This window comes from Mesorhizobium sp. GW821-FHT04C10, assembly GCF_059420305.1.
Genome location: NZ_JBWKTL010000002.1, coordinates 1 through 25,149 on the forward strand (window position 1 = coordinate 1; position 25,149 = coordinate 25,149).

Here is a 25,149-nt window from a genome sequence, read left to right on the forward strand (position 1 = left end):
ATGCGGCTTCCACGCTTTGAGTTCGACGACAAGATCCTCGAACAAGGGGCCGAAATATCCAGGCGGCTGAACCAGCTGCGTATGGAGAAATTTCCCCCCAACGCGACAAAGACGCTTCGATCCTTCTCGATGGCGGAAGTCGCCCATTATCTTGGGGTGTCGCAAAACAACTTGAAGCGCCTTCACCTGGAAGGCAAGGGGCCAATGCCTGAGCAAATCCCCTCGGGTCGCCGCTCCTATACGGCTGAGCAGATGCTTGAACTTCGCCATTTCCTCGACCGTCATGGCAGGACCGAAGTCAAGAAATACGTCCCGCATCGCAAGCCCGGCGACAAGCTTCAGGTTGTTGCGGTCGTCAACTTCAAGGGCGGCAGCGGCAAGACAACGACCGCGGCCCATCTTGCTCAACATCTCGCGCTCACCGGGCACCGGGTGCTTGCAATCGATCTTGACCCGCAGGCCTCACTATCGGCCTTGCATGGCTTTCAGCCGGAGCTCGATCGCAATCTGTCGCTCTATGAGGCCATCCGCTACGATGAGGAGCGTCGAGCCATTGCCGACGTGATCGTGCCGACGAATTTCCCTGGCCTCGACATCATCCCGGCCAGCCTTGAATTGCAGGAATATGAATACGACACCCCGCTGGCCATGCAGGACAAATCCTCCACTGCCGGTCGCCAGTTTTTCACGCGGCTGGCGAGGGCGTTGGCGGAAGTCGAGGCGCGCTACGACGTCGTTGTCATCGACTGTCCGCCACAGCTTGGCTATCTCACCTTGACGGCGATGTCGGCGGCGACGTCGGTGCTCATCACCGTTCATCCTCAGATGCTCGACCTGATGTCGATGAGCCAGTTCCTGCTGATGCTCGGCGGTATCTTGAAAACCATCAAGGCCGCCGGCGCGGCGATAGAACTTGATTGGTTTCGCTACCTAATCACCCGTTACGAGCCGACCGATATCCCGCAGGCACAAATGGTTGGTTTCATGCAATCGATGCTGGCCGGCCAGATCCTGGAAAACCCGATGCTGAAGTCGACGGCAATTTCGGATGCCGGACTGACGAAGCAGACGCTTTACGAGGTCGAGAAATCGGCCTTCACCCGGTCAACCTACGACCGGGCGCTCGAATCCCTGGATGCTGTGAATGCTGAGATCGCAACCCTCATCCATCGTGCGTGGGGGCGGTCATGACGGGTTTTACGGCAGTAAATACTGGCAAATTAACGCGCAGAATCAGCCGACTAGACCAAAATCGGAGCAAGTGAATGGCGCGCAAGGACATTTTCGGTAGCGTGATGGGGCCTGCGGTCGCTGTTGCCGACACGCGTGAAGTGTCGGGCTATGCCGTGCGCGGTGCGTCGCGTTCCATCATTCAGTCTTTCGAGGAACTCTCGAAGGGATCGGTCGTCGATCTCAATCCGGATCTGATTGATGGCTCCTTCGTTTCGGATCGTCTCGATGACGACGACCAAGCGTTCCAGGAACTGCTTGCAGCCATTCGTGACCGCGGTCAGGATTCACCGGTCTTGGTCAGACCGCATCCTCACGCGTCAGGTCGCTACCAGACGGTCTTTGGCCACCGGCGTGTCAGGGTTGCCCGCCAGCTTGGCCGGCCCGTGCGTGCCGTGGTCAAAACGATGGACGATGCAGACCATGTCATCGCCCAAGGCCAGGAGAATGCCGCCAGGGAGAATCTGTCGTTCATCGAGCGGACGCTGTTTGCCGATCGCGTCCTCAAGCGGGGACATTCGGCCGACACTGTGAAGTCGGCCTTGGGGCTCGACGACACCACCTACTCAAAGATGCGCTCCGTGACCGCCAACGTTCCGGAGCCGATCATTTTGGCGGTCGGCGCCGCCAAGGCAATCGGACGTGATCGCTGGTGGCAGCTTGCCAAGCTTATGGAGTTGCCAAGCAACGCGGGCAGGGCGGCCGAGCACGTGAAGAGCAGCGATTTTGCCAAGCTCGACAGTGACGGACGGTTTTCTCATCTTTCCGAGGCTCTGCGTGCGCCGGCGAAGCGGCGGAGCGGATCGTCCCAGGGGCGAGAAAAGGCTTGGGCGCCGCCTGACAAGTCAGTTCGCGCCAAAATCACCGATACGGGGAGCGTCTTCACGCTTGCCTTGAAGTCGAAAGAGGCGTCGCCGTTTGGCGCGTTTATCACCGAGCGGCTGGATGAGCTCTTCGAGGCTTTCCGGAAATCGGACATGGCGAAGAAAACAGGAGACTGAAACCGCAAAAGAAAAAGGCCCCCGAACGTCACCGTCGCGGAAGCCCTTCTCACGTCTGTAGCAAGCTGAGAATCGCATTTCCCCGAATCACTGTCAAGAGTCGTTGGCGCCGTTTCGGCGAGCAGAGTTCTTTTGCCTGATCGAGGGTGAAGGAAATGGAGAGGCAATACGCTACGACGCCCTTTGGGCGGCGGCCGATGACGCTTGCCCTGGTGCAAGCCAACGCGGCATCCCGAGAGATCTCGCAAGGATCCTTGGTGGAGAAATGGCAGGTCTATCGCTGGCTTTGCGAGGGCAAGTCGATCATCGGCGTTGGAGACCGCGCTTTGGCCGTGCTGAGCGGGCTGTTGTCATTCTATCCGGACGACCAGATCAGCGAAGAAAACGGCCTGATGGTCTTTCCTTCAAACGCACAATTGTCGCTGCGCGCACACGGCATGGCCGATTCCACGTTGCGCAGAAATTTGGCGGAGCTGGTGAGTTGCGGGCTGATCATCCGCCGCGATAGCCCCAACGGCAAACGATTTGCTCGGAAAGGGCAGGGCGGGTCGGTTGTCGAGGCGTTCGGGTTCTCGCTGGCGCCACTGCTGACACGGGCAGTGGAGTTTCAGCGCGCGGCCGAGCAGGTCCGCGCCGACAACCTCGCGCTGAAATTGATGCGCGAGCGGATCACGTTGCATCGGCGCGATATCCATAAACTTGTCGAGGCCGCGATCGAGGAGAGAGTCCCTGGCGACTGGGGAGCCATCTGGAGGCGGTTTCGGGCCATCGCAGAGGCAATTCCGAGGCGGGCAGGGCTCGCTGAGCTCGAGGGCATCGTCGCAGAGTTGACGGTGCTTCACGACCAAGTGGACAGCATGCTGGAAAGCTTCATGAATTCCACGAATCCAAGCGCCAATGAATCCCAAAACGAGCGGCAGCAATCTGATTCAAACACAGACTCCACCTTTGTATTTGAACCGGCTTTCGAAAAAAGCAGGGCGGCCGTTGAGCCAAGCGCCGTTCCGGCCGAGAAGCCGAAAGGCTACCCAATTGGATTGGTGTTGCGGGCCTGTCCCGAAATCGTCGACTATGCCGTCAACGGGATCGGAAGCTGGCGCGACCTGATGATGACAGCCGCCCAGGTGCGAGGTTACCTCGGCGTTTCGCCCTCCGCCTATGAGGAGGCGTGCCACGTGATGGGCCAGGAAGTTGCTGCAATCGTGATTGCCTGCATCCTGCAGAGGACCCAGCACATCAATTCGGCTGGCGGTTATCTGCGGGTGCTGACCGAGAAGGCGCGGGTAGGGGAGTTCTCGGTCGGACCGATGCTCATGGCGGCGTTGAAGGCCAATGGCGCCATAGCTCGGATGACCGGATAGGCGGGGGATACTGTGAGGCTACGGGTGCAACGCACTTGTCGAGACCGATTGCGTGCCTTGCCGGCAAGGGCCCTTGAGCCCTTTGGCGCCATTGCGATGCGGTCGCTATGGCGGGCCGATCTTGGCTTGAAAGCTGCCGGCAAGTGCCATATCTTCTGCACAATAAATATGACTCTTGATATGGTATATGCGTTTTATGGGCCAGGCACTCAAAAACCCCGAGCAAAATGGACCTCTTGTCTTGTCCTACATGGACCGGAACGGGAAGATTGCAATCGAACAGGTCGCTGACGGTTTTGGCATGTCCAAGGGCCAGTTGGCCCAGACCGCAGGCCTTGCTCGTGAGACCCTTTACCGGTCAGAGCGCAGTGCTGGGGTAAAGACCCAGGGGCGTTTGCGCGAAATGCTCGAGATTATCAGCCGCGTGACGGATTGGGCGGGGGGCAAGGAGCAGGCCATGGCTTGGTATCGGGCCCAGCCGCTTCCGGCATTTGGGGGACGCACCGCCGAGGCGCTGGTGAAGGATGGCAAGGCAGCAGCGGTCCGCGACTATCTCGATCACATGGCCGTTGGTGGTTTTGCGTGAGGTTTGTCGGAACCTGCTTCCGCGCACATGATCCACGTTGGGCATTCAAGCCGACTTCCGGAGAAGGAGCGGCGATCCGAGGGGCCCGATTCAATCCCAAAGGCGTGCCGGCGCTCTATCTGGCGCTGACCATCATGACAGCGATCAAGGAAGCCAACCAAGGCTTCGCACAGCGGATCGACCCGTGCGTGCTTTGTTCTTATGAAATCGATTGTGAGGACATCGCGGATCTGACAACCGAAGAGGGGAGGGGAGCGTTTTCTGTGACGCTTGATGAGATGGCCTGTGCCTGGGCGGCGGCTCTCAGCGACGGAGCGCGCCCGCCGTCCTGGTCCATCTACGACCGGTTGCGACCTCGAAATGTTGCCGGCATTGTGGTTCCGAGCTTCGCGCCGAGGGCAGAGATGGAGGATCGCAACCTGGTCCTTTGGGATTGGGGCGAGGATCTGCCCCACCAGGTCGCGGTATTCGACCCGAGCGGCCGGCTGCCCAAGGATCAGCTGTCCTGGTGATAGGGGGTGGCGTCGGGATCCCGAAGGGCAGGGAGGAGCTACAGACCACTCGCCTTGGTAAGATTGACCCGAAACCGGTCCCTGTGCCGCTGATAACGGCGGGTCATTTCAGCCGAGGCATGGCCAAGCTGCTTTTGAACGTAACGCTCGTCGACCTCGGCCGATGAGGCAAGACCGGCGCGCAAGGAATGGCCGGAAAATCGTGCCCCTCGCTCACCCTCGGACAGGTCGCTGCGAACACCGCAAGCAAGCGCCGCCCGCTTGACCAGCCTTGCGACCTCTTGCGGGTTCAGGCGATCGGCGCCAACGGCCTTGCCGTGGCCGGTGACGCGCCGAAACAGCGGTCCATGGCCAATCCGCGCCAATTTCAGCCAGATTTGCAGGGCAAAAACGGGGCAGGTACTGTCGGCCGAGCCGCGGCCGATTTCAACCTCGCGCCAGCCGGTTTTACCGCGCAATGTGAGGAGAACGCCTTTGTCCAAAATCTCGATCCAGCCACAGCCGTCCTCGGTTTGATCCCTGGCAACATCCAGACCGACGATCTCGGAGCGCCGCAGCCCGCCCGCGAAGCCAAGCAACAGCATGGCCCGGTCGCGCAGACCCCGCAAAGTGCCGCGGTCGAGCGTTTCCAGCATGGCCAGCAGGTCGTCCGGCAGGATGGCTTCCTTCTGGATCGGCGGTTTTGCGTGGGTATTGCGAATGCCGGCAAGCACGGTTGAGATGTGAGGATCTTTTCGGTCGAGCGGCTGGCCGCGCTGGGCAAAGTTCCAGCTGAGGGACGAAAGCCGCCTTTCGATCGTCGAAACCGCTTTTTTCTCCCGTCCCGACCCAGAAGCCAGGGCCGTGATATAGAGCCCGACAATCTGCGGGTCCGGCGGCATGGTGTCAAAGGACTGACGCCGGCACCAAGCCGAAAAATGCTTCCAGTCGGCGGCATAGGCGCGACGGGTGTTGGCTGAACTCGCCGCCTCGACATAATCGCGGGCGCGATCGGCAAGCTTTTCCATATGCGCGGGCAGGGGAGGGGGAACGTGCGGCTCGTCTGACCTCCGCCCCATTTCCATGACGATATCGACGATGTCAGGCAGATCGTCGGCCGACGCCAAGGAACTGGGAGAACGGACGGTCGCCGGCGTGCTGTGGGACGGTGCCGCGCTCTCCTGAGCGTGGTTTTCGGTGCTTTGGTCGACGATAGGGGCCATTACGCATGTATGGCTAAAAACGAACGATAATGCAACATTATCATTCGTTCCTAGCCGACGACAGGCGCGGCGGTTTCTGGCAAGAACCGTTGCCATAAGCGCCGCGCTGGTTCATGCTCTCCGGGATGATTCTCCACCCGAAAACGGTCCACCATGCCCCGGCGGCCGCCGCGAGCTCAGGCCCGGTTGCGCCGGCCGCTCCGGTGCCGACATGGCTGCGCACCGCGGCGGCCGCCCCGCAATCGCTTGAAGATGCCGCGTTTGCCGCTGCCGCAGCGCTGACTGCCCTCGATGCGCTCGTGCGCCGCAACGAAAAATGGGCCGGCGCCTGGGGGCAGCGTCTGGCACTCGCGGCGGCGGCGGGAACGGCCAAACGCGCTGGCCGCATGGAGGACGCCGCGGCGTTGCGCGACGCGCTGCTGCTCACCCGTCCCGGCGACGACGTTGGGCCAGCCGGCCGGATGCTGCTGGTCTGGCGCAGGCTGGCCTCGCGTCCTGTGGCTCATTTGGCTGGCGAGACGGTGTTGCGCGAGGTCGCCGCAGATCTCGGCAGTCTCATTGATGAGGAGGCGGCAGGGCGTCTCGGCGACGAGATCAAGGGTCTTGCTGGCGCACACGCCAATGCGGTCGGCGCGGCCGCCGACGCCATCGCGATGCTCGAGCGCCATAGTCAGCGCGTCGCGCGTGACCTCGGGCCATGGCTGGCCGACGCCATTGTCGCCGGCCGGCTCGGGTGGGCGCGCGCGGTCCCTTTGCTCGGCGTTTACTCCCCACCGTCAACAGCCAGCGATCGATTGTCGCAAGGGGACCAACGGCAAGCGCAGCCGGCATCGCGCCAACGCATTTTCACCGCCTATGCGCGGGCGGCGCTGCAGGCGGTGGATCTTGCGGGCGAGCTCGGTCGCCGCGCGGAGCGGCTCATCGCGGTCGCGCCGAAATTGCGGGCAAAAGGTGCCGGCGCGGTGATCGAGACGCTTCTCGGCGATGACGCCGTCGTCGCCTCGCGCGGCGACAACAAGACCGGCATGAGCGATCGCGGATTGCGCCGGCTGTTCGACCGGCTGCTCGAGCTCGGGGCGGTGCGCGAGCTGTCTGGCCGCCCGACCTTTCGGATCTACGGGTTGTGATCGATGGTTGACGCGACGCGTGCGAAAAGGGGGAAAGGTCGATCAGATGACCATCTGTTCGACCGCGAGCTGGATCACCTGCCGCCGGAAGCGCGCTGGCGCGAATGGATGAACCGCGTCGAGGCGACGATTTTCGCCGCCAGCGAGCCGGTCAGGCGCGAGACGCTTGTCCGCATCGTTGGGAAAAGCTGCAGCATCGACCTTTTGATCGACGACATCCGCGAGGAGCTGCGCAGCCGGCCCTACGACCTGGTCGCCGTCGCCGGCGGCTGGAAGCATCTGACCCGGCCCGCCTATTCCGATGCCATCCAGACCGCGGTCGGCGCCAACGAGCGAGCCGTTGACCTGACACAATCCGAAGTGCTCGTGTTGATGTACATCGCCTACTTCCAGCCGATCACGCGTGGAGAACTGTCGTCGTTCTTCGGCAAGGAGATTTCTCGCGATCTGATCGGCCATCTCCGCGGTTCGGGCATGATAACCTCCGGTCCGCGAAGTCCGACACCTGGCGCTCCCTATACCTATGTCACGACCAAAGAGTTCCTGCTGCAGTTCGGGCTCGACACGCTGCGCGACCTGCCCGAACTGGAAGCCCTTGAAGACGCTGGCTTGTTGAACCGAAACTGCCCCACTGCGGATGCGATGCCGGTCGGCGAGACGACCGACGAGGATGAAGAAGGCCACGATGATGAGGCTCTTTCAGCATGACGGACATGTCACGGAAGCGACCTCACGCTGTGCACGAACACGTCGTGTCGTATGGAGCACGTGCGACGCTAGGGCTAGCTGCGGGTAGCGCCGCCGGCCAATGGCTTGCAGGGAGAGCGGATGCACGCAAAGCCAAAGGCTTGGGAAGCTCGGCGTGTCTGGATACAAGCTGCCGCCAACGCCATCCGTGGAAGCAGTTGACATAGATGAGCTGATCTCGCAGCTTCTTCACCAATGAAGCGTGAAATGACTGTTGTCATCGCAGGGTTGGAGACCAAGAGCGAGAAGATCCGCGCGCTGTTGCACGAAGGGTACATGCGGACGGAGGTCGCGGACTTCCTCAACATCCGGTACCAACACGTCCGCAAGGTGGCGGTCGACGCCGGCATCGAAGGCGGCCTCCAGCGCGGCCTTGTCGTTGTTCCCAAGTCAAAGCCGATCCCGAAGGTTCGCGCCGATGTCGCGATCGACGTGCTCGCGGAGGCCGGATTCGAGCGCCTGGGCATGTGGGTGGCCGACGGCGCAGGCGGCATCGGGCTCGACACCTCCGCACCGCGTGACGCCGGCGTCTACGTGTTCGTGGTCGACGGTATCATCAAGTACATCGGCGTAAGTCGGGCTGGCATCCGCAGCCGCATGTCAAACTACCGGCTCGGCCAGGCCGGACAAAAAACCAGCGCCCGCGTGAACCAGATTATCAACGAACACGTAACAGCAGGCACAGTCGTCGAGATCTACATCGCCATGCCTCCTGCGCTCGAGTGGAACGGCTTGCCGGTGATCACGGCCGCTGGGCTAGAAGCCGGGCTAATCAAAATGATCCAGCCACCGTGGAACAAGATGGGTGTGGAGAGTTAGATGGCTAGGCGGTGGCGACGCGTCGCTATGGATGCGGACATTATGGATTTCGGCGGCTCGGCTATCATCAGGATCTCGCGCGGGACGAAGGGCGATCCCATGGCGAGCGTCGAACGCATGGAATGGTTCGAACCTGACGGCCATGAACAAACAGGCTACGCGGATGCGGTGACGGACCGGCGACGGCCGGCAGCGGAGGTGCTCACCGAATATCGAAAAACGACGGCTGTGGTTGCGGTCGAGAGCGAGGACTTGTGGGACGCGGCCTGGGGAGAATTGGGCACCGAGCATCGCTAGCGGACGTTCAAGCTTCCGCGAATGAAGGCATCAACATGCATTGGTTTGCAAGATCGGGCTCAGTTCTCTTGGCGTGAGGCTTTCTTGGCGTACCAGGTGCGAGGTTCGGCTGCGTCGGTCCTGAGGCCAACGAACACCGCCGTGACCCCTGTTGTTTCATCATACTCCTGCGTCGATCCGTATTTTGAACGCTTGATTGAGTAAACGAGCCGCTTGAAAGCAGGGAAAGCGTGCAGTCAAGCCACGCGGGCGCGGCCCACAGGATCTCACCGTCATTGTGATGGTCGACCTGCCGTTGCCCTGGAGCCGGCTCCCAAATTGCCCCACAGACGCTGATGAACTACCTGCCCCACGTCTTCGCTCCGGACCAGGCAGTCGCGGGATAGCCCCTCCCAGGTCAAACCGTACCTTCGAACAGAACCCTGAGAACGGGCAGCTCTTCGGGCCATAAGCCGGACATTCGCTTGGTAAAGTAAGCGGCAACTCGTAATGATCTTGACTGGTCCGCCAAGCGCATGGAGTCCTGATGAACCTCGGCGCGGAAAGCGGTGGGAGCGACTCCGCCGGTCGAGACCAGTAGCGCTCCACGCCTCCCCTCGCGCAAAGCAGCGCGAGGGGAGGCGTGGAGCATCTAGTCGCCCACCAGCTCACCGACCTTTCGGCCGAGTTCGCCACTGTCGGCAAACGCGGCTCGCCATTCCCCCTTCCGCTCCGCAGGGGTGACGAGGCCCATCACAGTGGACCCGGCCCAATCCCGCAGCCTGCCGAAGGACTTCAAGCCGCGCGACCTTGTTGATCCGACCTTGAAGGTCGAGCCCATCAAGGTGAAAACCTGCGATTTCAAAATAGCTTGCATTCACAAAATTTGTTCTATATATAGAAAAATGTAAATTTACACTAAGTAGGCGGAAGAGATGAGCGATGCCGCTTAGCCTGACGAACACCGAAGCCCGCGGTCGAACCTATGCCGCAGCCCGTATGTTGGCCGGGCTCGATCAGGCCGCGCTTGCCACAGAGGCTGGCGTGTCCGCGGCGACGGTCTCCAATGTGGAGCGAGGACGGGAAGGTCGGCCCGCAACACTCAAGGCGATAAGGAAGGCCCTGACGCGCCAGGGCGTGCTTGTCGGCTTCAGTCCAAGCAACGGACTTGCGTCCGTATCCATCTCGTTTGCCACCGATGACGAAGAGGAAGAGTGAGAGATGAGGTACTTCGGAGAATTCAACCGGGTCATCCGCGACAACATCCGCATCGCGGCGAAAATGTTGCGCAGGCTGGGGCTTAAGGCGCATGTCCTGCCGCATAAGACCTCGCTCGTGATCGAGCGTCCGCGTGGCATGTCATGGTCCGATTTTACGGCGGCTGTAGCGGCTGTCCTTCAGCCCCGGCGCGGCTCAGTCATGCTGTCGAGCCAAGCTACCGGCAACACCTACATCTGCAACAATCGTGGCAATCGCCCGGGTCGATTCATCCGCCAGTAGACGCTGACGTTGACGGGGCGCCAATCGACCACGCTGACCGAACGGGAGGACATATTGGCCATCACTGCCAAAGACGTCGAGGAACTGCATACCTACGCCGAGGGCGTCATGGGCCGCGCCGACCATCATGCCGGTGCGGTGAAGGGCATCGCGCTCGCCATCCTGGGCGGGATCATCTGGCGCGGCGAACCCGATTCCACCCGAATTCGCAGCTTCGCCGGCACCCCCGCCAATATGCTCTGGGCCAAGATCGGCGGGAATACCTACGTGTTTGCCTACAACCACGAGACAGAGAAGATCGAGATCAGAGACCGCACCCAGACTGGCGCCGTCCTCCATAGTTTCGACAACAGCACGCCTGCCGCTGACGTCGAATCCGCCTTCAGGGCCTTGTGACCATGTTGGTTGCCCGCGCACAACTCGATTTCATCAAGACCCTCGTCGCGCAGTTCGAGCGGTCGAGCAATATCATGCAGCCCATCATCGTGTTCCAATCGCAGTACATCGCCATCATCACCCTTCTGAGGTCCGTCGGGCATGTCTTCGAGAAGGTCGACTGCAACACCCCCAAACGCAAAACATGGGCCGATGCCAGGTGGAAAGAGTGGAAACGGGCTCCGATCTTCGAAACTTTCATTGAACCCACGCGCAACGACTTGGTCAAGCAGTTCAAAGGCGGCCTTGAGCTACGCGATGACGCCTTCGAGTCGCCGGCCGTTGTGGCTGATCCTTCGATGCCCGATATGGTATCGATTGTGACGACCATGGATGCCCAGAGGCTCAGGAACGCCGAGGGCCGTCTCGTGATGCCGGACATTCACGAGGCGATCGCATTTTGGAACCTCCGCCTCCTTGATGCCGAGGCGGTTTTCCAAGAGCCGCTCAACTAGCCGCTGTCACAAGTCGCTTTGAGGAATCCGACATGTCGGGCGAAGAACGCGCGCAAACACCGATGACGCTGACGCAACGGCTCAGCGCCATCGAGAACCTGGAGACAGAGCTCGTCGAAAAGGCGTATGCCATCCTTCCAAAGGGTGCAGTCAACGTCGTGGATTTCTTCATCCTCGGTGCCACGCAGCGCACGCTTTCGCAGTCGACCGCCTTCCGGATCTTGATCAAGGCGCGCAACTTTCCTTCGGCAACGGTCCTCCTGCGTACGCAGATCGATACCGCTATGCGGATCAACGGCCTTAGGATGATGAACAACGTCGACGAGGACGTTCAGCGTATCTTCAAGGGCGAGCGCACCTTCGACCGCCTGATGTCGCGCCCTACCGCCCCTGGCGGCAAGGCCGAGCGTCTCACCGATGCCTTCCTCAAGAAGAAACTCGCGGAGGATCATGCTTGGATCGAGCCGCTCTACGAGCAGACGTCCGACTTCGTTCATCTCAGCTTTCGCCATCTCTTCACAGCGATCACCGAGACCGAGGCGGCAACACAGATGGCGACTATGGCTATCAGCGGCACCGATCCCAAGCAGGATGAGAGCGTATATTACGAAGTGTGCGATGCATTCTTACGCGTCTCTCGACTGACCTGCATGACCATTCTCACCGTGCTGATGGCCAGGCATCAGGGGGAGAGGGTCCTGGCCGCCGCTGCCGCGCGGGAAGCCAGCGGGGAATGAGTGACGCCCGACGATCGAGCTCGATCGGCCCGAGACGTGGCCCTCCGTCGAAGACTTCAGAGCCAATGGCATGGCACTGCTCAACGTCGATCTCGTGTCCCGTCGGATCGATGCCGCAATCCGGCACGAACTGATCTCGTCGAACCATGGCGAGCGCCTAAAGGCAGTCAACCAAGCCGCTACCGTGCTGGCATGCTGTGGGTCTGTTTCTTCACCCTCGTGCGGCGAGGGCGGTATCGGGGATCTTCTCCGCTATTGGGGGTGGCGAGGCGGTCTACAATTCGCATGACCGGCACCCGGAAATGGGCAAGGTCATCGCGGGGATCGGGCGGCCGCTATCGTTGAGGCAGAAATCCCCATCGCGTGGTGTGGTCGCGATCGCGGCCTACGGCTGGCGATGAACATTGGGCAAAGATAGGTCATCGCCCGTGAAGATCGCAGCCCGAAGACAACATCAAGCCGCTGCTCCCTGCCTTGCTGCTCACAAGGCCGGGCGATTTTTTGTCCGTCGGTCCCGCCGGACTTTTGCTCCTCGCCTGGCGCCGGCTGGCCGCCCAGCCTGCAGAGGAGTTGTTGACGTTGAAAAATCTCGCCGGGGCGTTGGAAGAGTTCGGCTACGCCCCCGATGATGAGGTGGTCAGCAACCTGGAGGACGATCTTCGACAGCTTCCGCGGGCATTGGAATGGTCGGCATGCTGACGGGCGCGTTCACGGTCGCCGAACGCGGTGGCTTCGCACGCACCTTCGGATGTTGGCTCCCGACGCCCTGCTAGCGCAACGGCTGGGTTGGGGCCATGCGGTGCCGCTGCTGGGCGCCGAAGCGGCCTTGGGCACAAGCGTTCGCCCGCGTCAATCGGCAGCCAGCTCTGTTGTGACAGAAATTGAGGCAGTTCCTGAGCGTGCCAAAAATCTCCTTGCCGCGCAGGCGCGCGCGGCGCTGCGCGGCATCGGGTACGGGTCGCCATCAATCATATCGCTTAATTATGCAAAGATTTATACATAACAGTTGACACTTTATGCAAAAATAGCTCCTATAGGGGAATGATTGCCATGGAGGAGAGTGGCTTGGGAGGAGTCGACGCTCAGGGCAGGCAGAGGCCGGCGGGCAAGCGCGCGGAAGCCGTTCATGGAGCGGCGTCGCGCCGAGCAACCAAAAAGCCAGGCACGATGCTCCGCAGCCTTCGCTAACCAATCGGTTCCGCGCCAATCAGTACCTTCGGGCCAAGGCCTTCGGGTTTGCCGAGTTGCCCCCACAGTCATACGTCAACCAGGGAGAGAGAAACGTGCGTAATTTCAGAACGAAAACTGCCTTGTCGGCGGCGCTTGCGCTGCCTCTAATGTTCGCGTCGCAAATGGCGCTTTGCCAGGAGCAGATCGAACTCACGTTCATGAGCTGGGAGGCGAGCCCGCTGGAATCCGCCAGCATTCAGGCTGGGCTCGATGGCTTCAGGAAAACCCATCCTAATGTCACCGTGAAATACGTCACCGCACCGTTCGCGCAGCATCATGCGAAACTCAGGACGATGATGGCGGCCGGCACAGCGCCCGACGTGTTCTATCTCAATCCTGACTACCAGCGCGACTTCATCGACAACAAACAGATTCTGGACCTGACGGAGATGTTCCCGAAATACTGGGACATCAATGACTTCATCCCGAGCTCCCGTGACAAGATCCAGGTTGAGATCGACGGCAAGAAACACATCTTTGGCGTCGATGTCTGCACGGTCGGGCCGGTCCTGTATTACAACAAGGATTTGTTCGACGAAGCCAAGGTACCCTATCCGCCGACCAAAATGGAGGATCAGTGGAGCTGGGACGAGTTCGTCGGCTACATGCAGAAGCTTACCAAGGTCACGGACGGGAAGACCACGCAATACGGCACCGCGAATTTCGAGGAAGGCATGAACCTGTACACGACACAGGAAATGCTGGCTTCCAATGGCGCGACCTGGTTCAACGACGACTTCAGCAAGGCCGTCGGCATGGATTCCGATGCCACCAAGGACGCCTTGCAGAAGATCAAGGCGCTGCGCACGTCCGGCATCGCGCCCGATCCAGCAACGATCGGCCTGGAGACCACCAACTCTCCCACTCAGTTGCTCCTGACGGGCCGCGTGGCGACCCTGTTCATGGGCTCGTGGGGACTTCAGGAGCTGGCGGCCTCGAAGATCCACCTGGGCGCCGGCCTGCCGCCGAAAATGGCCAAGGGTTTCGTCCCGATGGAATCGTGCAATATCGATGCTGTCTGGTCAGGTACGAAGCACCCCAAGGAGGCCGTTGAACTCGTAACCTATCTGACCTCGATGGACTTCGCCACGCCGATCTACAAGAGCGGACTGTGGATGCCGAACCGTCTCTCCATGTACACGCCGGAGAAGCTTTCGACCTGGTATGACAAGTCGGTCTATCCGGAAGGCTGGATCGACATGAAGTCGCTGTGGACCGAGGGCCAGCTTCGCTGGTTCGACCGGATCAAGCATACCGACGAAGTCTACAGCATCACGTCGGATGCGCTGCAATCCTACTTCTACTCGGACCGATCGCTCGACGAAGTGCTGCCAGAGATGCAGCAGCGCGTGAACGACGCCATGCAACAATAACCTCCCAACGACCCAGGCCCCGGGTGCCGCATATCGGGCATCCGGGGCAGCGCGAACAAAGCGGAAAAGATGAATGCAAGTGGAAGCTAGAGCCGCACGGCATCGTGCGCCATCGCCGCCCGGCGGAGGCCGTCCCCGCGGCCGGCGCAACATAACCCACACCAAGTGGTTCTGGCCGCTCGTCTTTCTTTCGCCCGCCCTGTTGGGGTTCTGTGCCTTCACCGTCTACCCGGCGATCGCTTCGCTCGTCATCAGCTTCACGGACTGGGATCTCAACAGGCCGCTGAGATGGGTGGGTGTCGACAATTATGCCCGGATGTTCCGTGATCCGACCGCGGTGAAGGTGTTCTGGAATACAGTCTACTTCACCATCGTCACCGTTCCCGTGCTGCTGGTGGTCCCGCTGCTGCTTGCCATCGCCCTGAACCAGAAGATCCACGGCATTCGCTTTTTTCGCGCCGCCTTCTTTCTACCGGTGATCTCGTCGATGGTCGCCATGTCGATGGTCTGGCAATGGATGTACAATGCCGATTTCGGCCTCATCAACTGGGCCCTCAGCCTTGTCGGCGTCGCCGGTCCAAAGTGGATCACCAGTGAGACCTGGGCGCTTCCCGCGGTCATGATCGCCAGCATCTGGAAGAACATCGGTTTCAACATGATGCTGTTCCTGGCCGGTCTCCAGGGTATTTCCACATCCTACTACGAGGCGGCGGAAATCGACGGCGCCAACTGGTTCCAAAAGCTCTGGTACATCACCATTCCCTCGCTGCGCCCAACCACGCTGTTCGTGGCGGTGATCACCATCATTAACTCCTTCCAGGTCTTCGACCAGGTTATCGTCATGACCGGCGGTGGACCCAACAGAAGCTCATCCGTTCTCGTGCACTACATCTATCAGAACGGTTTCCAGTTCTACAAAATGGGCTACGCCAGCGCGCTGGGCTGGGCGCTGACGATTTTCGTGCTCGCCCTGACACTCATCCAGTTTCGTGCCAATCGGACCAATGAGGGCTCGCAATGACGTTGCAAAGCGCACAGCCCAGGCGGCGCCGCTATTCCAGCAAGAGCCGCAACCTGCGGATTGGAAACATCCTCTCCTACATCGTGCTGAGCATCGGCGCCTTTGTGATGCTGCTGCCTTTCGTGTGGATGATCGCAACCTCGCTGAAGCCAGCCGGCGAGGTGTTCCAGTATCCGCCGACGCTTGTCGGCAGTTCGATAGAGTGGGGCAACTATCTGAAAGTGCTCGAGGCCTCGCCCTTTGCCAAGCAGCTCTGGAACACCGCTTTCATAGCCGTCTTCACGCTGATCGGCACACTGGTCACAAGCGCGATGGCGGGCTTCGCCTTCTCATGGGTGTTCAGGTTCCCCGGCAAGGATACGCTGTTCGTCATTGTCCTGATTTCGATCATGATACCCTACCACGTGCTGCTTGTGCCGACCTTCGCCCTCCTGCGGACGATGAACCTGCTGGACTCGGTCTGGGCGATCATCCTGCCGACCATAGTCTCGCCCTTCGGCATCTTTCTGATGCGCCAGTTCTTCATCGGCGTCCCGAAGGAACTTGCCGAGGCGGCAACGCTCGACGGATGCAGCCCGTGGGGCATCTTCTGGCGGATTTTCCTGCCGCTCTCCAAGCCGGCGCTGACCACCTTGGCCATCTTCACCTTCGTCGGCACCTGGAATGATTTCCTGCGCCCACTGATCTTCCTGAGCAGCAATGAGCACCAGACGCTCACCCTGGGCATCTATGCGGCTCAGGGACTGTTCTCCACCGACTGGCCGATGCTGATGGCGACCGTAGCGCTCAGCCTACTGCCTGTCGTCATCATGTTCCTTGCGTTGCAGGATCTCTTCGTCAAGGGCGTCGCCCTTACCGGCCTCAAGTAGTTGAAAGGATCAGTTTTGTCCGAAGATCTCCAATGTCTCGTCGACACCGCCGAAGCGTCGATCCGCGCCGCGGCGCGGGTGGCGGATGCCGACCCGAGCCGCCCCCAATATCACTTCCGCGCGCCGGCGCAGTGGATGGACGATCCCAACGGCATCATCTTCCATGATGGCATGTACCACATGATGTACAGCCTCAACCCCCACACCTCCAAGCATCGGGCGGGCATGGTCTACAAGACCGCGGTGCGGGTCTGGGATCCCAACAGCGAGGATTGGACAGGCGGCATCACGGTCTGGGGCCACGCGCGCAGCAGGGACCTGGTGCATTGGGAACATCTGCCGATCGCCATCTATCCGGCGATCGACAAGGGCGAGCATTTCATCTGGTTCGGCTGCACCGTGATCAATGGCGAAGGCGTGCCGATGGCCATCTACACCGCGATCGGCCCGGACATGCGTCCCGAAGACACTGCCCAGCAATGGGCGGCGCTGGGCGATCCCGACCTGATGACGTGGAAGGCTCTTCCCAGCAATCCGCTGCTGACCGACACGGCACATGGCGAAGATCTGGTGCGCGAATGGCGAGACCCATTCCTGTTAAAGGAGGGCGGCAGGACCTTCATGATCCTTGGCGGGCGCACCGTGGACGCGGAAGGCGGCACGCCGGTCGTCACGCTCTATGAGGCGACGGATCCAGCCTATACGTCCTGGGCCTATCGCGGCATCATTTTCCGCCATCCACGCAAGACCGTGCCGAGCGCCGAATGCCCGAACCTCGTCAAGATCGACGGCAAGTGGGTGTTGCTCGTCTCCCCGCATGTCGAGGTCGAATACTATGTGGGCGAACTCGATCTGACCAACTACACTTTCACCGTCGAAACCTCCGGCATCGTGGACCAGAGCCGGAATTTCTACGCCACGAACGTGCTGTTCGACGGTGCGGGACGCGCCGTGATGTGGGGCGCCGTCGAAGGGTTCAGCGGCACTTCGGGCTGGAACGGCTGCGTTTCGCTGCCGCGACAGCTCAACGTGACGGCCGACGGCAAGCTGCTTCAGCGCCCTGTGCGGGAACTCGAAAATCTCAGGGCCGAACACGTTGTTTTCGACCGACCGCTCGCACAGTCCGGGACCGCCGCGGTCGGCCATCTCCGCGATGGCCAGGCGATGGAAGTCCGCGCCCGCCTGGAGCATGATCCAGGCGCCGTGTTTGGAATTCGCATCCGCCATGCCGGCGGCGATTTCGAGATATGGCTCGACGGCCAGTCCGTCCGCATTGGCGAATTTTCGTTTTCCGCGGATCGTGTGACGGCGACAACCGACCTGCACGTCCTCATCGACCGCACTGTGCTCGAATTGTTCATCGACAACACGATCTGCGCGACGAGGGTAATCCCCCTGATCAGCGGGCCTGTCGACGTCGAGGTCGTCTCGTCGAAGGGAGACGTCGCCCGGGCGGATGTCACGGCATGGCGGCTCGCTGCCGACGGCCTGTTCACCCGGTATGCCGGCCAAGGCGTCATCGCTGAGTGATCGGCGTTGCCGGTTCGGCTGCATCAGAAAAGAGGTTAGAGTGGCGAACGTATCGATCAGGAATGTGCACAAGGCCTATGGCAAGGTCGAGATCATCCCGAACCTGTCGGTGGAGATCGATGACGGCGAGTTCGTCGTCCTTGTCGGGCCGTCCGGTTGTGGCAAGTCGACCTTGCTGCGGATGATCGCCGGCCTGGAGGAGATTTCCGACGGTGAGATCGCCATCGATGACGACGTGATCAACGACGTGCCCGCCAAGCAGCGGGATATCGCGATGGTTTTCCAGAACTACGCGCTCTATCCGCATATGACGGTGGCCCAGAACATGAGCTTCGCCTTGAAGCTGATGCGCCGGCCGGTTGCCGAAATCGAACAAAGGGTCGGCCGAGCCTCCGAAATCCTGGGATTGCAGGGCCTGCTGACGCGCTTTCCGCGCGAGCTCTCGGGCGGGCAGCGGCAGCGGGTCGCGATGGGCCGTGCGATTGTTCGCGATCCGAAGGTGTTTCTCTTCGACGAACCACTGTCCAATCTCGACGCGAAGCTTCGCGTGCAGATGCGCACCGAAATCCGCGCGCTGCATCAGCGCCTGCGCACGACCACCGTCTATGTCACCCATGACCAGGTCGAAGCCATGACCATGGCCGACAAGATCGTGGTCATGAATGCCGGACGTATCGAGCAGTGCGGCGTTCCGCTGGAGCTCTACGACCGGCCGAGCAATCTGTTCGTCGCCGGGTTCATCGGATCGCCGGCCATGAACTTCTTTGACGGCGTTCTGACCGCCGGCGAGCATCCCTGCTTTTGCAACGATGAAGGCATGGAGTTGCCCGTCGGCAAGATCGATGCGGTGCATGAGCCAAGGCGCGTCATCTACGGGGTCCGTCCCGAGCATTTCGAGATCGTCGCCGAAGGCGGCATCGTCGGCGAGGTGGTCGTCGTGGAGCCAACCGGCTCCGAGACGCAGGTCTTCGCCAAAGTGGGCACAGTGGATGTGGTGGCGGCTTTCCGCGACCGCGTCACGCTGCGCCCCGGTGACCAGATCAGGCTGAGCCCGACGCTGAAATACTCACACCTCTTCGACGCGGTGTCGGGTCAGCGCCTTTTCAGCTAGACGCCGCCAAGGCCGTCGCGGCCGAACTCGACCCTGGGTAGGGTCAATGGGACCACGTCCCTTGTCAAAGCGCGATTTCCGGTTGTAGGTCTGGGCCGAGCCGCCGAACGGCGGCTTCGCAACAGGCAAGTCAACTTTGAGCACCACCAGATTATTGCGCCACATCAATGCGCGACGCTGTCTGCGCCTGCTCGACAGCGGGCGCGGACTTTCTCGTGCCGACATCGCCCGGGAACTGGGCCTGACCCGTGCGACCATCGGCAACGCCATACTCGTGCTGCTGGACGCGGGCCTGGTGATCGAGAGGTCCGATACCGTGGTCGAGGCCCGCAAGGGGCGTCCTGGCGTGGCGGTCGCGCTCAATCCCTCCGGTGCCTATTTCATCGGCGTCGATATCGGCACGCGGTCACTGACAGGTGTCTTGCTCGATCTTCAGATGAATGTCGTCATCCGTCTCGTGGAGCCGACCGGACCAAACTTCCGCGATCCCGAATATATGTTCGAACGATTGCTGGCGACGACGCAGCAACTGGTGAAGGACGTCGCCATCGATCGCGAAAAGATCGAAGGGATCTGCGTTTCAATTCCCGGCCTGGTGGCCCGGGACGGCAGCGTCGTCAACGCACCCTTTCTTGAATGGCGCAACCATCCTTTTCGCGAAAAGCTGATGGCGCGCTATCCGTCCGAGTGGACGGTGATGGTCTGCAACGATGCCTTTGCCTTTGCCAGCGCCGAGCGTTCCGTCTCCGAGGGTAACAAGGCCGAGAACCTTCTGCTGGTGCTGATGTCGGAAGGCATCGGCGGCGCGATTGTCGATGATGGCCGCGTGATCGCGGGGGCGCATGGCTATTCCGGTGAAATTGGGCATACGATCGTAACGGCGCGAGGGCGCACCGACACGTTCGAGATGCTTGCCGGGTCGAAATCCTTCTCCGGTTTCTTCAGACCCGATCAAGTCATCGCGGAAGGTGTCGCCATGCTGCTTGCCCGGGCAGGCAGGCCGGAAGTCGCCGATGTGCTCGACTTCTGGGCGGAAGCGCTTTCGGCCGGGCTGGCCAATGCGATCCACCTGCTTGACCCGGGACGCATCGTGCTCGGCGGACCCCTGTCGGCGCTTTATCCCCATGTCGCCGAGCAGGTGAGGGGCAGGCTGCAGGCAAGGCTGTTGCCCGGCTTCGTGCTGCCCCAGGTGCTTGTCACGCGCTTCGGCGCCGATGGGGCGGCGATCGGGGCGGCCGCGACCATTCGGGAGACGATGTTTGCCATGCCTGATCTCGACGGCTCCGATACCGGACATCCGTCCTGATGTCATCGTCTCGGTGGGCCGCGACGAATAGTGGCCGACTCAATCGGCACGCCACCTGATCACCTCCCGTGAACAGGCGCAAAGCGCCGCCGAAGGCACGACCACGACCCCATCGCACCGGCGGATCGAGGCCATTGCCTGCAGCAGAAGGTTTCGGCAAATCTCGCTTGACGTTCAATATGTTTTTGTCATAAACAAATACAAAAACATACCCGGGAGGAAAGAGCGTGCCGATTGCCAAGGAAGCAAAATGCCTGCGCATGGGCATTTTGGGATGTGGTCCCATCTCGCAATTCGCGCATCTGGAATCGGTCCAGAAGGGGCGCAACGTCACGCTCAGGGCGGTTTGCGACGCGGATGCCGAATTGGCTCAGCGGTTCGGCAATTTCTACGACGCGCAGTGCATCTACGGCGACTACGACGAGATGCTCCGCGACCCGCAAGTCGACGCCGTCATCATCGCGACATCCGATGCCTTCCATGTCTCGGTGGCGATCAGGGCGCTGTCGGCCGGCAAACACGTGTTCTGCGAAAAACCGATCGGCCTTTCGGTCGAGGAGGTGGAGGAGCTGAAAGGCCATGTCGAGCGTAGCGGACTGGTGCTTCAGATCGGGCACATGTTGCGTTTCGATCCCGGCATCCAGGCGACGCGCGAGTTCATCGACGCCGAGATGGGCGAACTGCTGGCCTTGAAGGCTTGGTATTGCGATTCTACCCACCGCTACACCGTTACCGACGCGCTTCAGCCGCTGGCGCGCACCGGATCCAGGGCGATAAAGCCGGCTGGCGACCAGAAGGCCGACAAGCGGCGCTACTACATGCTCGCGCATGGCAGCCACCTGGTCGATCTCGCGCGCTACCTGGCCGGTCCGATAAAGGCCGTGCAGACCAGGCTGTCTGAGCGCTTCGGCGCCCATTGCTGGTTCGTCGATACCGAATTCGAAAACGGAACGCTCGGGCATCTGGACCTGACCATCGCGGTGCGGATGGATTGGCATGAAGGCTTCCAGCTCTACGGCCAGAACGGCAGCGCGATCGGCAAGATTTTCAATCCCTGGTATTACCGTTCGAGCGAGGTCGACATCTTCCGCGAGAGTGAGGGCGCTTCTCGCCGGGTGCTCGGCGCCGACGGTCATTTCTATCGCCGTCAGATCGAGGGTTTTGCCGACGTGGTGCTGAAAGGCATTGCGATGAACGGCGCCTCGATCGACGACGGCGTCGCTTCGGTGCGCGCCATGGTGGCGATCGCGCAGTCGGCCAGGACAGGTAAGCCGGTTCTGCTTTCGGATGCCGGCGGGGCCGTCTGATGTATCCCGCCGTCTTTGCCCGCACCTATCCGTTCAGGACGGCCGTCGACGTGTTCGATGCGGTTCGGGCGGATGGCTATGAGGGTGTCCAGTTCAACCTCTCCAGCATTGGCCTCGCCAGCCTTCCCGACACGCTGCCGGACGGCGCCGCCGAGGCCGTCGGAACGCTCGCTGCCGAAGGGCACCTTGCCGTGGCGGCCCTTTCCGGCACCTACAACATGGCGCATCCCGACGAGGCGGTTCGGCTGGCGGCGCGTCCGCGCTTCGCCAATGTGATCACCGCCGCCACCCGCATGGGCACCCCGATCGTCTCGCTGTGCACCGGATCGCGCAATCGCGACGACATGTGGGCCTGCCACCCCGACAATCGCTCGCCGGCCGCGTGGTCGGATTTCCGGCGGGAGCTCGATTTCGCGTTGCATCTGGCCGACGATGCGGGGCTGGCTCTCGCCATCGAACCCGAGCCTGGAAACGTGGTCGGCGACGCCAGGGCCGCGCGCAAGCTTCTCGACCAGGTCGGAAGCAGCCGCCTCGGCATCATTCTCGACGCGGCCAATCTGCTGTCACCGACAACACTGCCGCACCAGCGCGCCGTCATGGTCGAGGCAATCGATCTGCTTGGCGCCGATATCCTGCTGGCGCATGCCAAGGACATGGATGCAGCCGGAACCGTGGTGGCGACCGGCGCCGGCGCCGTCGACCTGCCGGAGTTCGTGCGGCTGCTGCGCGCCGCCGGCTATAACGGCGCCTTGATTGGCCATGGTTTCAACCACGAGGACAGCGCACGGTCGGCCAGGGCGCTCAACGCGCTCGTCGGAGGTGTGTCGTGAGTGCCGGCACGATCCTGACCGCCGATGGCTGCCGTCTCTCCTACGAGACCTCCGGCGAGGGTGAGCCAGTGCTCTGGCAGCATGGGCTCGGCGCGACGCGCGCGCAACCGGCCGAGGTGTTTCCGCACGAGGCCGGTCTGTGCAGGATTACCCTGGAATGCCGGGGCCACGGCGCGTCCGAACTCGGCGATGCGGACAGGCTCTCCATCGCGCAGTTCGCCGACGACGCCCTGGCGCTGCTCGATCATCTGAAGCTGCCACGGGCCGCCGTGGGCGGAATATCCCTGGGGGCGGCAATCTCGCTTCGTCTCTCCGCGCTTCACCCGAGGCGGGTTTCGCGTCTGGTGCTGGCACGGCCGGCATGGGTCGACCAACCCGCGCCGGAAACCCAGATGTCCTATCCGGCAGCCGCGCTCTTTCTGGACCGGTTCGGTCCAGATGAGGGCCTTCGCCGTTTCCGCGAAACCCCCGTGTTCCAGGCGCTTCTGGCTGCTTCGCCTGACAACGCCAACTCGCTTGTAGGCTTCTTCTCGCGGCCTCGCCCGGAAACCACGGTCGCCCTGCTTTCCAGAATTCCCAATGACGGTCCCGGCGTTGCGCGCGCAGCGCTGGAAAGGCTTGAGGTGCCGACGCTGATCATCGGCAATGGCGAGGACTACGTGCACCCCATGGCCTACGCGCAACAGCTCAGCCGCCTGATATCCGGTGCCCAATTGCAGCAGATCACCTCCAAGAGCGTCGACCGCGACGCCTATGTCGCCGAGTTCCGGGGCGCCCTGTCACGTTTTCTCCCCGCGACGGGAGATGCGAAATGAACGTCACCGCCGACTTTTCCTACAAATCGGTCCTGGTGATTGATGTCGGGGGGACGAGCCTGAAATGCGGCTTCGTCATCGACGGCGTTCCCCTGGAATATGAGCGGCTTTTCCCAACCTCCCTGCTTCGCAATCCCGATCCGGTCGGCAGCTTTGCAAAGATCGTGGAAGACGTTCTTGCCGACACCGGGATGAAGCCAGATATGCTGGTTTCGACCGTCCCGGGATTTATCGATACCGACAGCGACCGCGTGCTCTTCGCCGGCAATGTCCTTCAGCTCAACGGGCACTATCTGGCAAGCGAACTGGGCGCGCTGCTCGGCATGCCGGTTGTGCTGGAGCGCGACTCCGTTCTCGCGCTGAGCGGCGAAACACTGGCCGGTGCGGGGCAGGGCGCGGAAAGCGTCCTGGGCATCTACTTCGGCACCGGCGTGGGCGCCGCCTACCTGGAGGACGGGCATCCGTTCCGCGGTTCCGGCTGGGCGCTCGAGATCGGCCATATGCCGTTCAAGGGCGAGGGGCGCAAGCTGGAAGGGCTGCGCACGGATTGCCTCGAAACCTACGTGTCCGGCCGCGCCCTGCAGCTGATCGCCGATCGTCACGGCGTGCCGATCGCTGAGATTTTCTCCATCACGCCACGGGCTCCTGACCTCGAGCGGGACATCGACCAGTTCATCGAGGACCAGGCGCTGGCGATCGGCACGGCGGTCGCCCTGTTCTCGCCGGGCACGATCATTCTTGGCGGTGGCGTCTGCGCGATCAAAGCCTTTCCAAGGCAGCGCTTGGGGGAACTGGTCGCTGCCAACGCGCCATTTGCCGAAACCGGCCGGCCCATGGACCTGCGCTGGGCCGAGCTCGGCTGGCGGGCTGTTCTGCATGGAGCGTTGCAGGTCGCCCGGGAGCATCTGCGGGACAACAACAGCGAAGCCGTCCTGGATGGCGCGCAGCCGGGTCGCCTGGTCGCGGACCAACGCCAGATCGCAGTCGCCGCCGCGCAAGAGAGGAAGCCATGAGCCTTTTGGAGCTGAAGAACGTCTCGCGCCATTTCGGGGCGATCCATGCGGTGGACGACGTGTCGTTGACGATAGCGCCGGGCGAGATCGTCGGGCTGATGGGCGACAATGGCGCGGGCAAGTCGACGGTGGTGAAGATGATCGCCGGCAATTTCCCGCCATCCTCCGGCGAGATGTTGCTCGACGGCGCGCGCGTCAGCTTTTCAAAGCCGATCGAGGCGCGCCGCGCCGGCATCGAGGTCGTCTACCAGGACCTTGCCCTTTGCGACAATCTGACCGCGGCGGCCAATGTTTTCCTGGGCCGCGAGGTCATGCGCTCGCTCGGTCCGTTCAAGGTCCTCGATCATGTCGCCATGCGGCAACGCTCGGCCGAACTGTTCCGGGACCTGAAATCCGAGACGCGGCCGCGCGATCTCGTGCTGCGGATGTCGGGAGGCCAGCGCCAGGCGGTGGCCATCGCCCGCACCCGCCTCGCACAGGCCAAGATCGTGCTGATGGACGAGCCGACCGCCGCCATCTCCGTCCGGCAGGTGGCGGAAGTCCTGGCGCTGGTGAAGCGGCTGAAGGAGAGCGGGGTCGCCGTCATCCTGATTTCCCACCGCATGCCGGATGTCTTTGCCGTCTGCGACCGGATTGCCGTGCTGCGCCGCGGCCGGATTGTCGCCGACAAACCCGTCGGCAAGACCTCGCCTGAGGAAATCACCGCATTGATCGTGGGCGCCAAGGCCAATGCCTGAGGGCGCGGAGGACACTCAA

27 protein-coding genes are annotated in these 25,149 nt (G+C 61.8%); 26 read left to right on the forward strand and 1 reads right to left on the reverse strand.

Features of this window, described 5'->3' with window-relative positions; translation table 11 throughout:
- From repA to AC07UC_RS33590, 5 genes are all read left to right on the forward strand, one after another.
- Complete coding sequence (gene repA / locus AC07UC_RS33570) at positions 1-1,191, forward strand: plasmid partitioning protein RepA (RefSeq protein ID WP_494909045.1); 1,191 nt, start codon at positions 1-3, stop codon at positions 1,189-1,191.
- Between the two features lie 74 nt (positions 1,192-1,265).
- On the forward strand, positions 1,266-2,231 hold the full coding sequence (gene repB, locus AC07UC_RS33575; RefSeq protein WP_494909046.1) for a plasmid partitioning protein RepB: 966 nt from the start codon (positions 1,266-1,268) through the stop codon (positions 2,229-2,231).
- Between the two features lie 155 nt (positions 2,232-2,386).
- A complete protein-coding gene (repC, locus tag AC07UC_RS33580; RefSeq protein WP_494909048.1) occupies positions 2,387-3,592 on the forward strand; it encodes a plasmid replication protein RepC in 1,206 nt (401 codons plus the stop codon).
- Between the two features lie 196 nt (positions 3,593-3,788).
- A complete protein-coding gene (locus AC07UC_RS33585) occupies positions 3,789-4,178 on the forward strand; it encodes an MbcA/ParS/Xre antitoxin family protein (RefSeq protein ID WP_494909471.1) in 390 nt (129 codons plus the stop codon).
- Positions 4,175-4,690 carry an RES family NAD+ phosphorylase gene (locus AC07UC_RS33590; RefSeq protein ID WP_494909049.1) on the forward strand — a complete coding sequence of 172 codons (516 nt, stop codon included), beginning with the start codon at positions 4,175-4,177 and terminating at the stop codon, positions 4,688-4,690. The genes AC07UC_RS33585 and AC07UC_RS33590 overlap by 4 nt, the downstream gene beginning before the upstream one ends.
- 38 nt (positions 4,691-4,728) lie before the next feature.
- Here the strand turns inward: AC07UC_RS33590 and AC07UC_RS33595 are convergent, their stop codons facing one another.
- Positions 4,729-5,892, reverse strand: coding sequence for a site-specific integrase (locus AC07UC_RS33595; RefSeq protein WP_494909472.1), 1,164 nt, complete (start codon positions 5,890-5,892; stop codon positions 4,729-4,731).
- 113 nt (positions 5,893-6,005) lie between these two features.
- Here AC07UC_RS33595 and AC07UC_RS33600 point away from each other — a divergent pair, with 113 nt between their 5' ends.
- The 21 genes from AC07UC_RS33600 to AC07UC_RS33700 all read left to right on the forward strand — a co-directional run bounded on the left by AC07UC_RS33600 (position 6,006) and on the right by AC07UC_RS33700 (position 25,130).
- Entirely contained in the window at positions 6,006-7,019 is a 1,014-nt protein-coding gene (locus tag AC07UC_RS33600) for a DUF1403 family protein (protein ID WP_494909050.1), read from the forward strand.
- A 3-nt stretch (positions 7,020-7,022) separates the two neighbouring features.
- Positions 7,023-7,727: an SMC-Scp complex subunit ScpB gene (scpB, locus tag AC07UC_RS33605; protein WP_494909051.1), complete on the forward strand. Its 705-nt coding sequence runs from the start codon at positions 7,023-7,025 to the stop codon at positions 7,725-7,727.
- Between the two features lie 246 nt (positions 7,728-7,973).
- Positions 7,974-8,585: a GIY-YIG nuclease family protein gene (locus AC07UC_RS33610; protein ID WP_494909052.1), complete on the forward strand. Its 612-nt coding sequence runs from the start codon at positions 7,974-7,976 to the stop codon at positions 8,583-8,585.
- 42 nt (positions 8,586-8,627) lie between these two features.
- Complete coding sequence (locus tag AC07UC_RS33615; RefSeq protein WP_494909053.1) at positions 8,628-8,882, forward strand: hypothetical protein; 255 nt, start codon at positions 8,628-8,630, stop codon at positions 8,880-8,882.
- Between the two features lie 921 nt (positions 8,883-9,803).
- On the forward strand, positions 9,804-10,079 hold the full coding sequence (locus tag AC07UC_RS33620; RefSeq protein WP_494909054.1) for a helix-turn-helix domain-containing protein: 276 nt from the start codon (positions 9,804-9,806) through the stop codon (positions 10,077-10,079).
- 3 nt (positions 10,080-10,082) lie between these two features.
- Positions 10,083-10,361: a hypothetical protein gene (locus tag AC07UC_RS33625; RefSeq protein WP_494909055.1), complete on the forward strand. Its 279-nt coding sequence runs from the start codon at positions 10,083-10,085 to the stop codon at positions 10,359-10,361.
- A gap of 54 nt (positions 10,362-10,415) precedes the next feature.
- Positions 10,416-10,757: a hypothetical protein gene (locus tag AC07UC_RS33630; protein ID WP_494909056.1), complete on the forward strand. Its 342-nt coding sequence runs from the start codon at positions 10,416-10,418 to the stop codon at positions 10,755-10,757.
- Between the two features lie 2 nt (positions 10,758-10,759).
- Positions 10,760-11,251, forward strand: coding sequence for a hypothetical protein (locus AC07UC_RS33635; protein ID WP_494909057.1), 492 nt, complete (start codon positions 10,760-10,762; stop codon positions 11,249-11,251).
- Positions 11,252-11,283: 32 nt separating this feature from the next.
- Positions 11,284-11,988 (forward strand): hypothetical protein, encoded by a 705-nt coding sequence (locus AC07UC_RS33640; RefSeq protein ID WP_494909058.1) that lies wholly within the window; start codon positions 11,284-11,286, stop codon positions 11,986-11,988.
- 474 nt (positions 11,989-12,462) lie between these two features.
- Positions 12,463-12,687 (forward strand): hypothetical protein, encoded by a 225-nt coding sequence (locus AC07UC_RS33645; RefSeq protein ID WP_494909059.1) that lies wholly within the window; start codon positions 12,463-12,465, stop codon positions 12,685-12,687.
- Between the two features lie 584 nt (positions 12,688-13,271).
- The gene (locus AC07UC_RS33650) at positions 13,272-14,591 is read left to right on the forward strand and encodes an ABC transporter substrate-binding protein (protein WP_494909060.1); all 1,320 of its coding nucleotides are present in this window, start codon (positions 13,272-13,274) and stop codon (positions 14,589-14,591) included.
- A 73-nt stretch (positions 14,592-14,664) separates the two neighbouring features.
- The gene (locus AC07UC_RS33655; protein WP_494909061.1) at positions 14,665-15,612 is read left to right on the forward strand and encodes a carbohydrate ABC transporter permease; all 948 of its coding nucleotides are present in this window, start codon (positions 14,665-14,667) and stop codon (positions 15,610-15,612) included.
- Positions 15,609-16,481 (forward strand): carbohydrate ABC transporter permease, encoded by an 873-nt coding sequence (locus tag AC07UC_RS33660; RefSeq protein ID WP_494909062.1) that lies wholly within the window; start codon positions 15,609-15,611, stop codon positions 16,479-16,481. Before AC07UC_RS33655 ends, AC07UC_RS33660 begins: the two co-directional genes overlap by 4 nt.
- Before the next feature lie 15 nt (positions 16,482-16,496).
- Positions 16,497-18,011 (forward strand): glycoside hydrolase family 32 protein, encoded by a 1,515-nt coding sequence (locus AC07UC_RS33665; RefSeq protein ID WP_494909064.1) that lies wholly within the window; start codon positions 16,497-16,499, stop codon positions 18,009-18,011.
- Positions 18,012-18,051: 40 nt separating this feature from the next.
- On the forward strand, positions 18,052-19,122 hold the full coding sequence (locus AC07UC_RS33670; RefSeq protein WP_494909065.1) for an ABC transporter ATP-binding protein: 1,071 nt from the start codon (positions 18,052-18,054) through the stop codon (positions 19,120-19,122).
- Between the two features lie 136 nt (positions 19,123-19,258).
- Positions 19,259-20,428 carry an ROK family transcriptional regulator gene (locus AC07UC_RS33675; RefSeq protein WP_494909066.1) on the forward strand — a complete coding sequence of 390 codons (1,170 nt, stop codon included), beginning with the start codon at positions 19,259-19,261 and terminating at the stop codon, positions 20,426-20,428.
- 260 nt (positions 20,429-20,688) lie between these two features.
- Entirely contained in the window at positions 20,689-21,735 is a 1,047-nt protein-coding gene (locus tag AC07UC_RS33680) for a Gfo/Idh/MocA family protein (RefSeq protein WP_494909473.1), read from the forward strand.
- On the forward strand, positions 21,735-22,565 hold the full coding sequence (locus tag AC07UC_RS33685) for a sugar phosphate isomerase/epimerase family protein (protein WP_494909067.1): 831 nt from the start codon (positions 21,735-21,737) through the stop codon (positions 22,563-22,565). Before AC07UC_RS33680 ends, AC07UC_RS33685 begins: the two co-directional genes overlap by 1 nt.
- Complete coding sequence (locus AC07UC_RS33690) at positions 22,562-23,380, forward strand: alpha/beta fold hydrolase (protein WP_494909068.1); 819 nt, start codon at positions 22,562-22,564, stop codon at positions 23,378-23,380. Before AC07UC_RS33685 ends, AC07UC_RS33690 begins: the two co-directional genes overlap by 4 nt.
- Positions 23,377-24,393 (forward strand): ROK family protein, encoded by a 1,017-nt coding sequence (locus AC07UC_RS33695; protein ID WP_494909069.1) that lies wholly within the window; start codon positions 23,377-23,379, stop codon positions 24,391-24,393. The genes AC07UC_RS33690 and AC07UC_RS33695 overlap by 4 nt, the downstream gene beginning before the upstream one ends.
- The gene (locus AC07UC_RS33700; RefSeq protein ID WP_494909070.1) at positions 24,390-25,130 is read left to right on the forward strand and encodes an ATP-binding cassette domain-containing protein; all 741 of its coding nucleotides are present in this window, start codon (positions 24,390-24,392) and stop codon (positions 25,128-25,130) included. Before AC07UC_RS33695 ends, AC07UC_RS33700 begins: the two co-directional genes overlap by 4 nt.
- Positions 25,131-25,149 lie beyond the last annotated feature (19 nt).

Excerpts from the sequence above, each read along its gene's own strand:
- repC (WP_494909048.1), top strand. The coding sequence starts at position 2,387 with ATGGAGAGGCAATACGCTACGACGCCCTTTGGGCGGCGGCCGATGACG.
- scpB (WP_494909051.1), top strand. The coding sequence starts at position 7,023 with ATGGTTGACGCGACGCGTGCGAAAAGGGGGAAAGGTCGATCAGATGAC.
- repA (WP_494909045.1), top strand. The coding sequence starts at position 1 with ATGCGGCTTCCACGCTTTGAGTTCGACGACAAGATCCTCGAACAAGGG.
- AC07UC_RS33655 (WP_494909061.1), top strand. The coding sequence starts at position 14,665 with ATGCAAGTGGAAGCTAGAGCCGCACGGCATCGTGCGCCATCGCCGCCC.
- AC07UC_RS33585 (WP_494909471.1), top strand. The coding sequence starts at position 3,789 with ATGGGCCAGGCACTCAAAAACCCCGAGCAAAATGGACCTCTTGTCTTG.
- AC07UC_RS33635 (WP_494909057.1), top strand. The coding sequence starts at position 10,760 with ATGTTGGTTGCCCGCGCACAACTCGATTTCATCAAGACCCTCGTCGCG.
- AC07UC_RS33685 (WP_494909067.1), top strand. The coding sequence starts at position 21,735 with ATGTATCCCGCCGTCTTTGCCCGCACCTATCCGTTCAGGACGGCCGTC.
- AC07UC_RS33625 (WP_494909055.1), top strand. The coding sequence starts at position 10,083 with ATGAGGTACTTCGGAGAATTCAACCGGGTCATCCGCGACAACATCCGC.
- AC07UC_RS33660 (WP_494909062.1), top strand. The coding sequence starts at position 15,609 with ATGACGTTGCAAAGCGCACAGCCCAGGCGGCGCCGCTATTCCAGCAAG.
- AC07UC_RS33680 (WP_494909473.1), top strand. The coding sequence starts at position 20,689 with ATGGGCATTTTGGGATGTGGTCCCATCTCGCAATTCGCGCATCTGGAA.
- repB (WP_494909046.1), top strand. The coding sequence starts at position 1,266 with ATGGCGCGCAAGGACATTTTCGGTAGCGTGATGGGGCCTGCGGTCGCT.
- AC07UC_RS33595 (WP_494909472.1), bottom strand. The coding sequence starts at position 5,892 with ATGGCCCCTATCGTCGACCAAAGCACCGAAAACCACGCTCAGGAGAGC.
- AC07UC_RS33700 (WP_494909070.1), top strand. The coding sequence starts at position 24,390 with ATGAGCCTTTTGGAGCTGAAGAACGTCTCGCGCCATTTCGGGGCGATC.
- AC07UC_RS33620 (WP_494909054.1), top strand. The coding sequence starts at position 9,804 with ATGCCGCTTAGCCTGACGAACACCGAAGCCCGCGGTCGAACCTATGCC.
- AC07UC_RS33600 (WP_494909050.1), top strand. The coding sequence starts at position 6,006 with ATGCTCTCCGGGATGATTCTCCACCCGAAAACGGTCCACCATGCCCCG.
- AC07UC_RS33610 (WP_494909052.1), top strand. The coding sequence starts at position 7,974 with ATGACTGTTGTCATCGCAGGGTTGGAGACCAAGAGCGAGAAGATCCGC.
- AC07UC_RS33615 (WP_494909053.1), top strand. The coding sequence starts at position 8,628 with ATGGATTTCGGCGGCTCGGCTATCATCAGGATCTCGCGCGGGACGAAG.
- AC07UC_RS33640 (WP_494909058.1), top strand. The coding sequence starts at position 11,284 with ATGTCGGGCGAAGAACGCGCGCAAACACCGATGACGCTGACGCAACGG.
- AC07UC_RS33695 (WP_494909069.1), top strand. The coding sequence starts at position 23,377 with ATGAACGTCACCGCCGACTTTTCCTACAAATCGGTCCTGGTGATTGAT.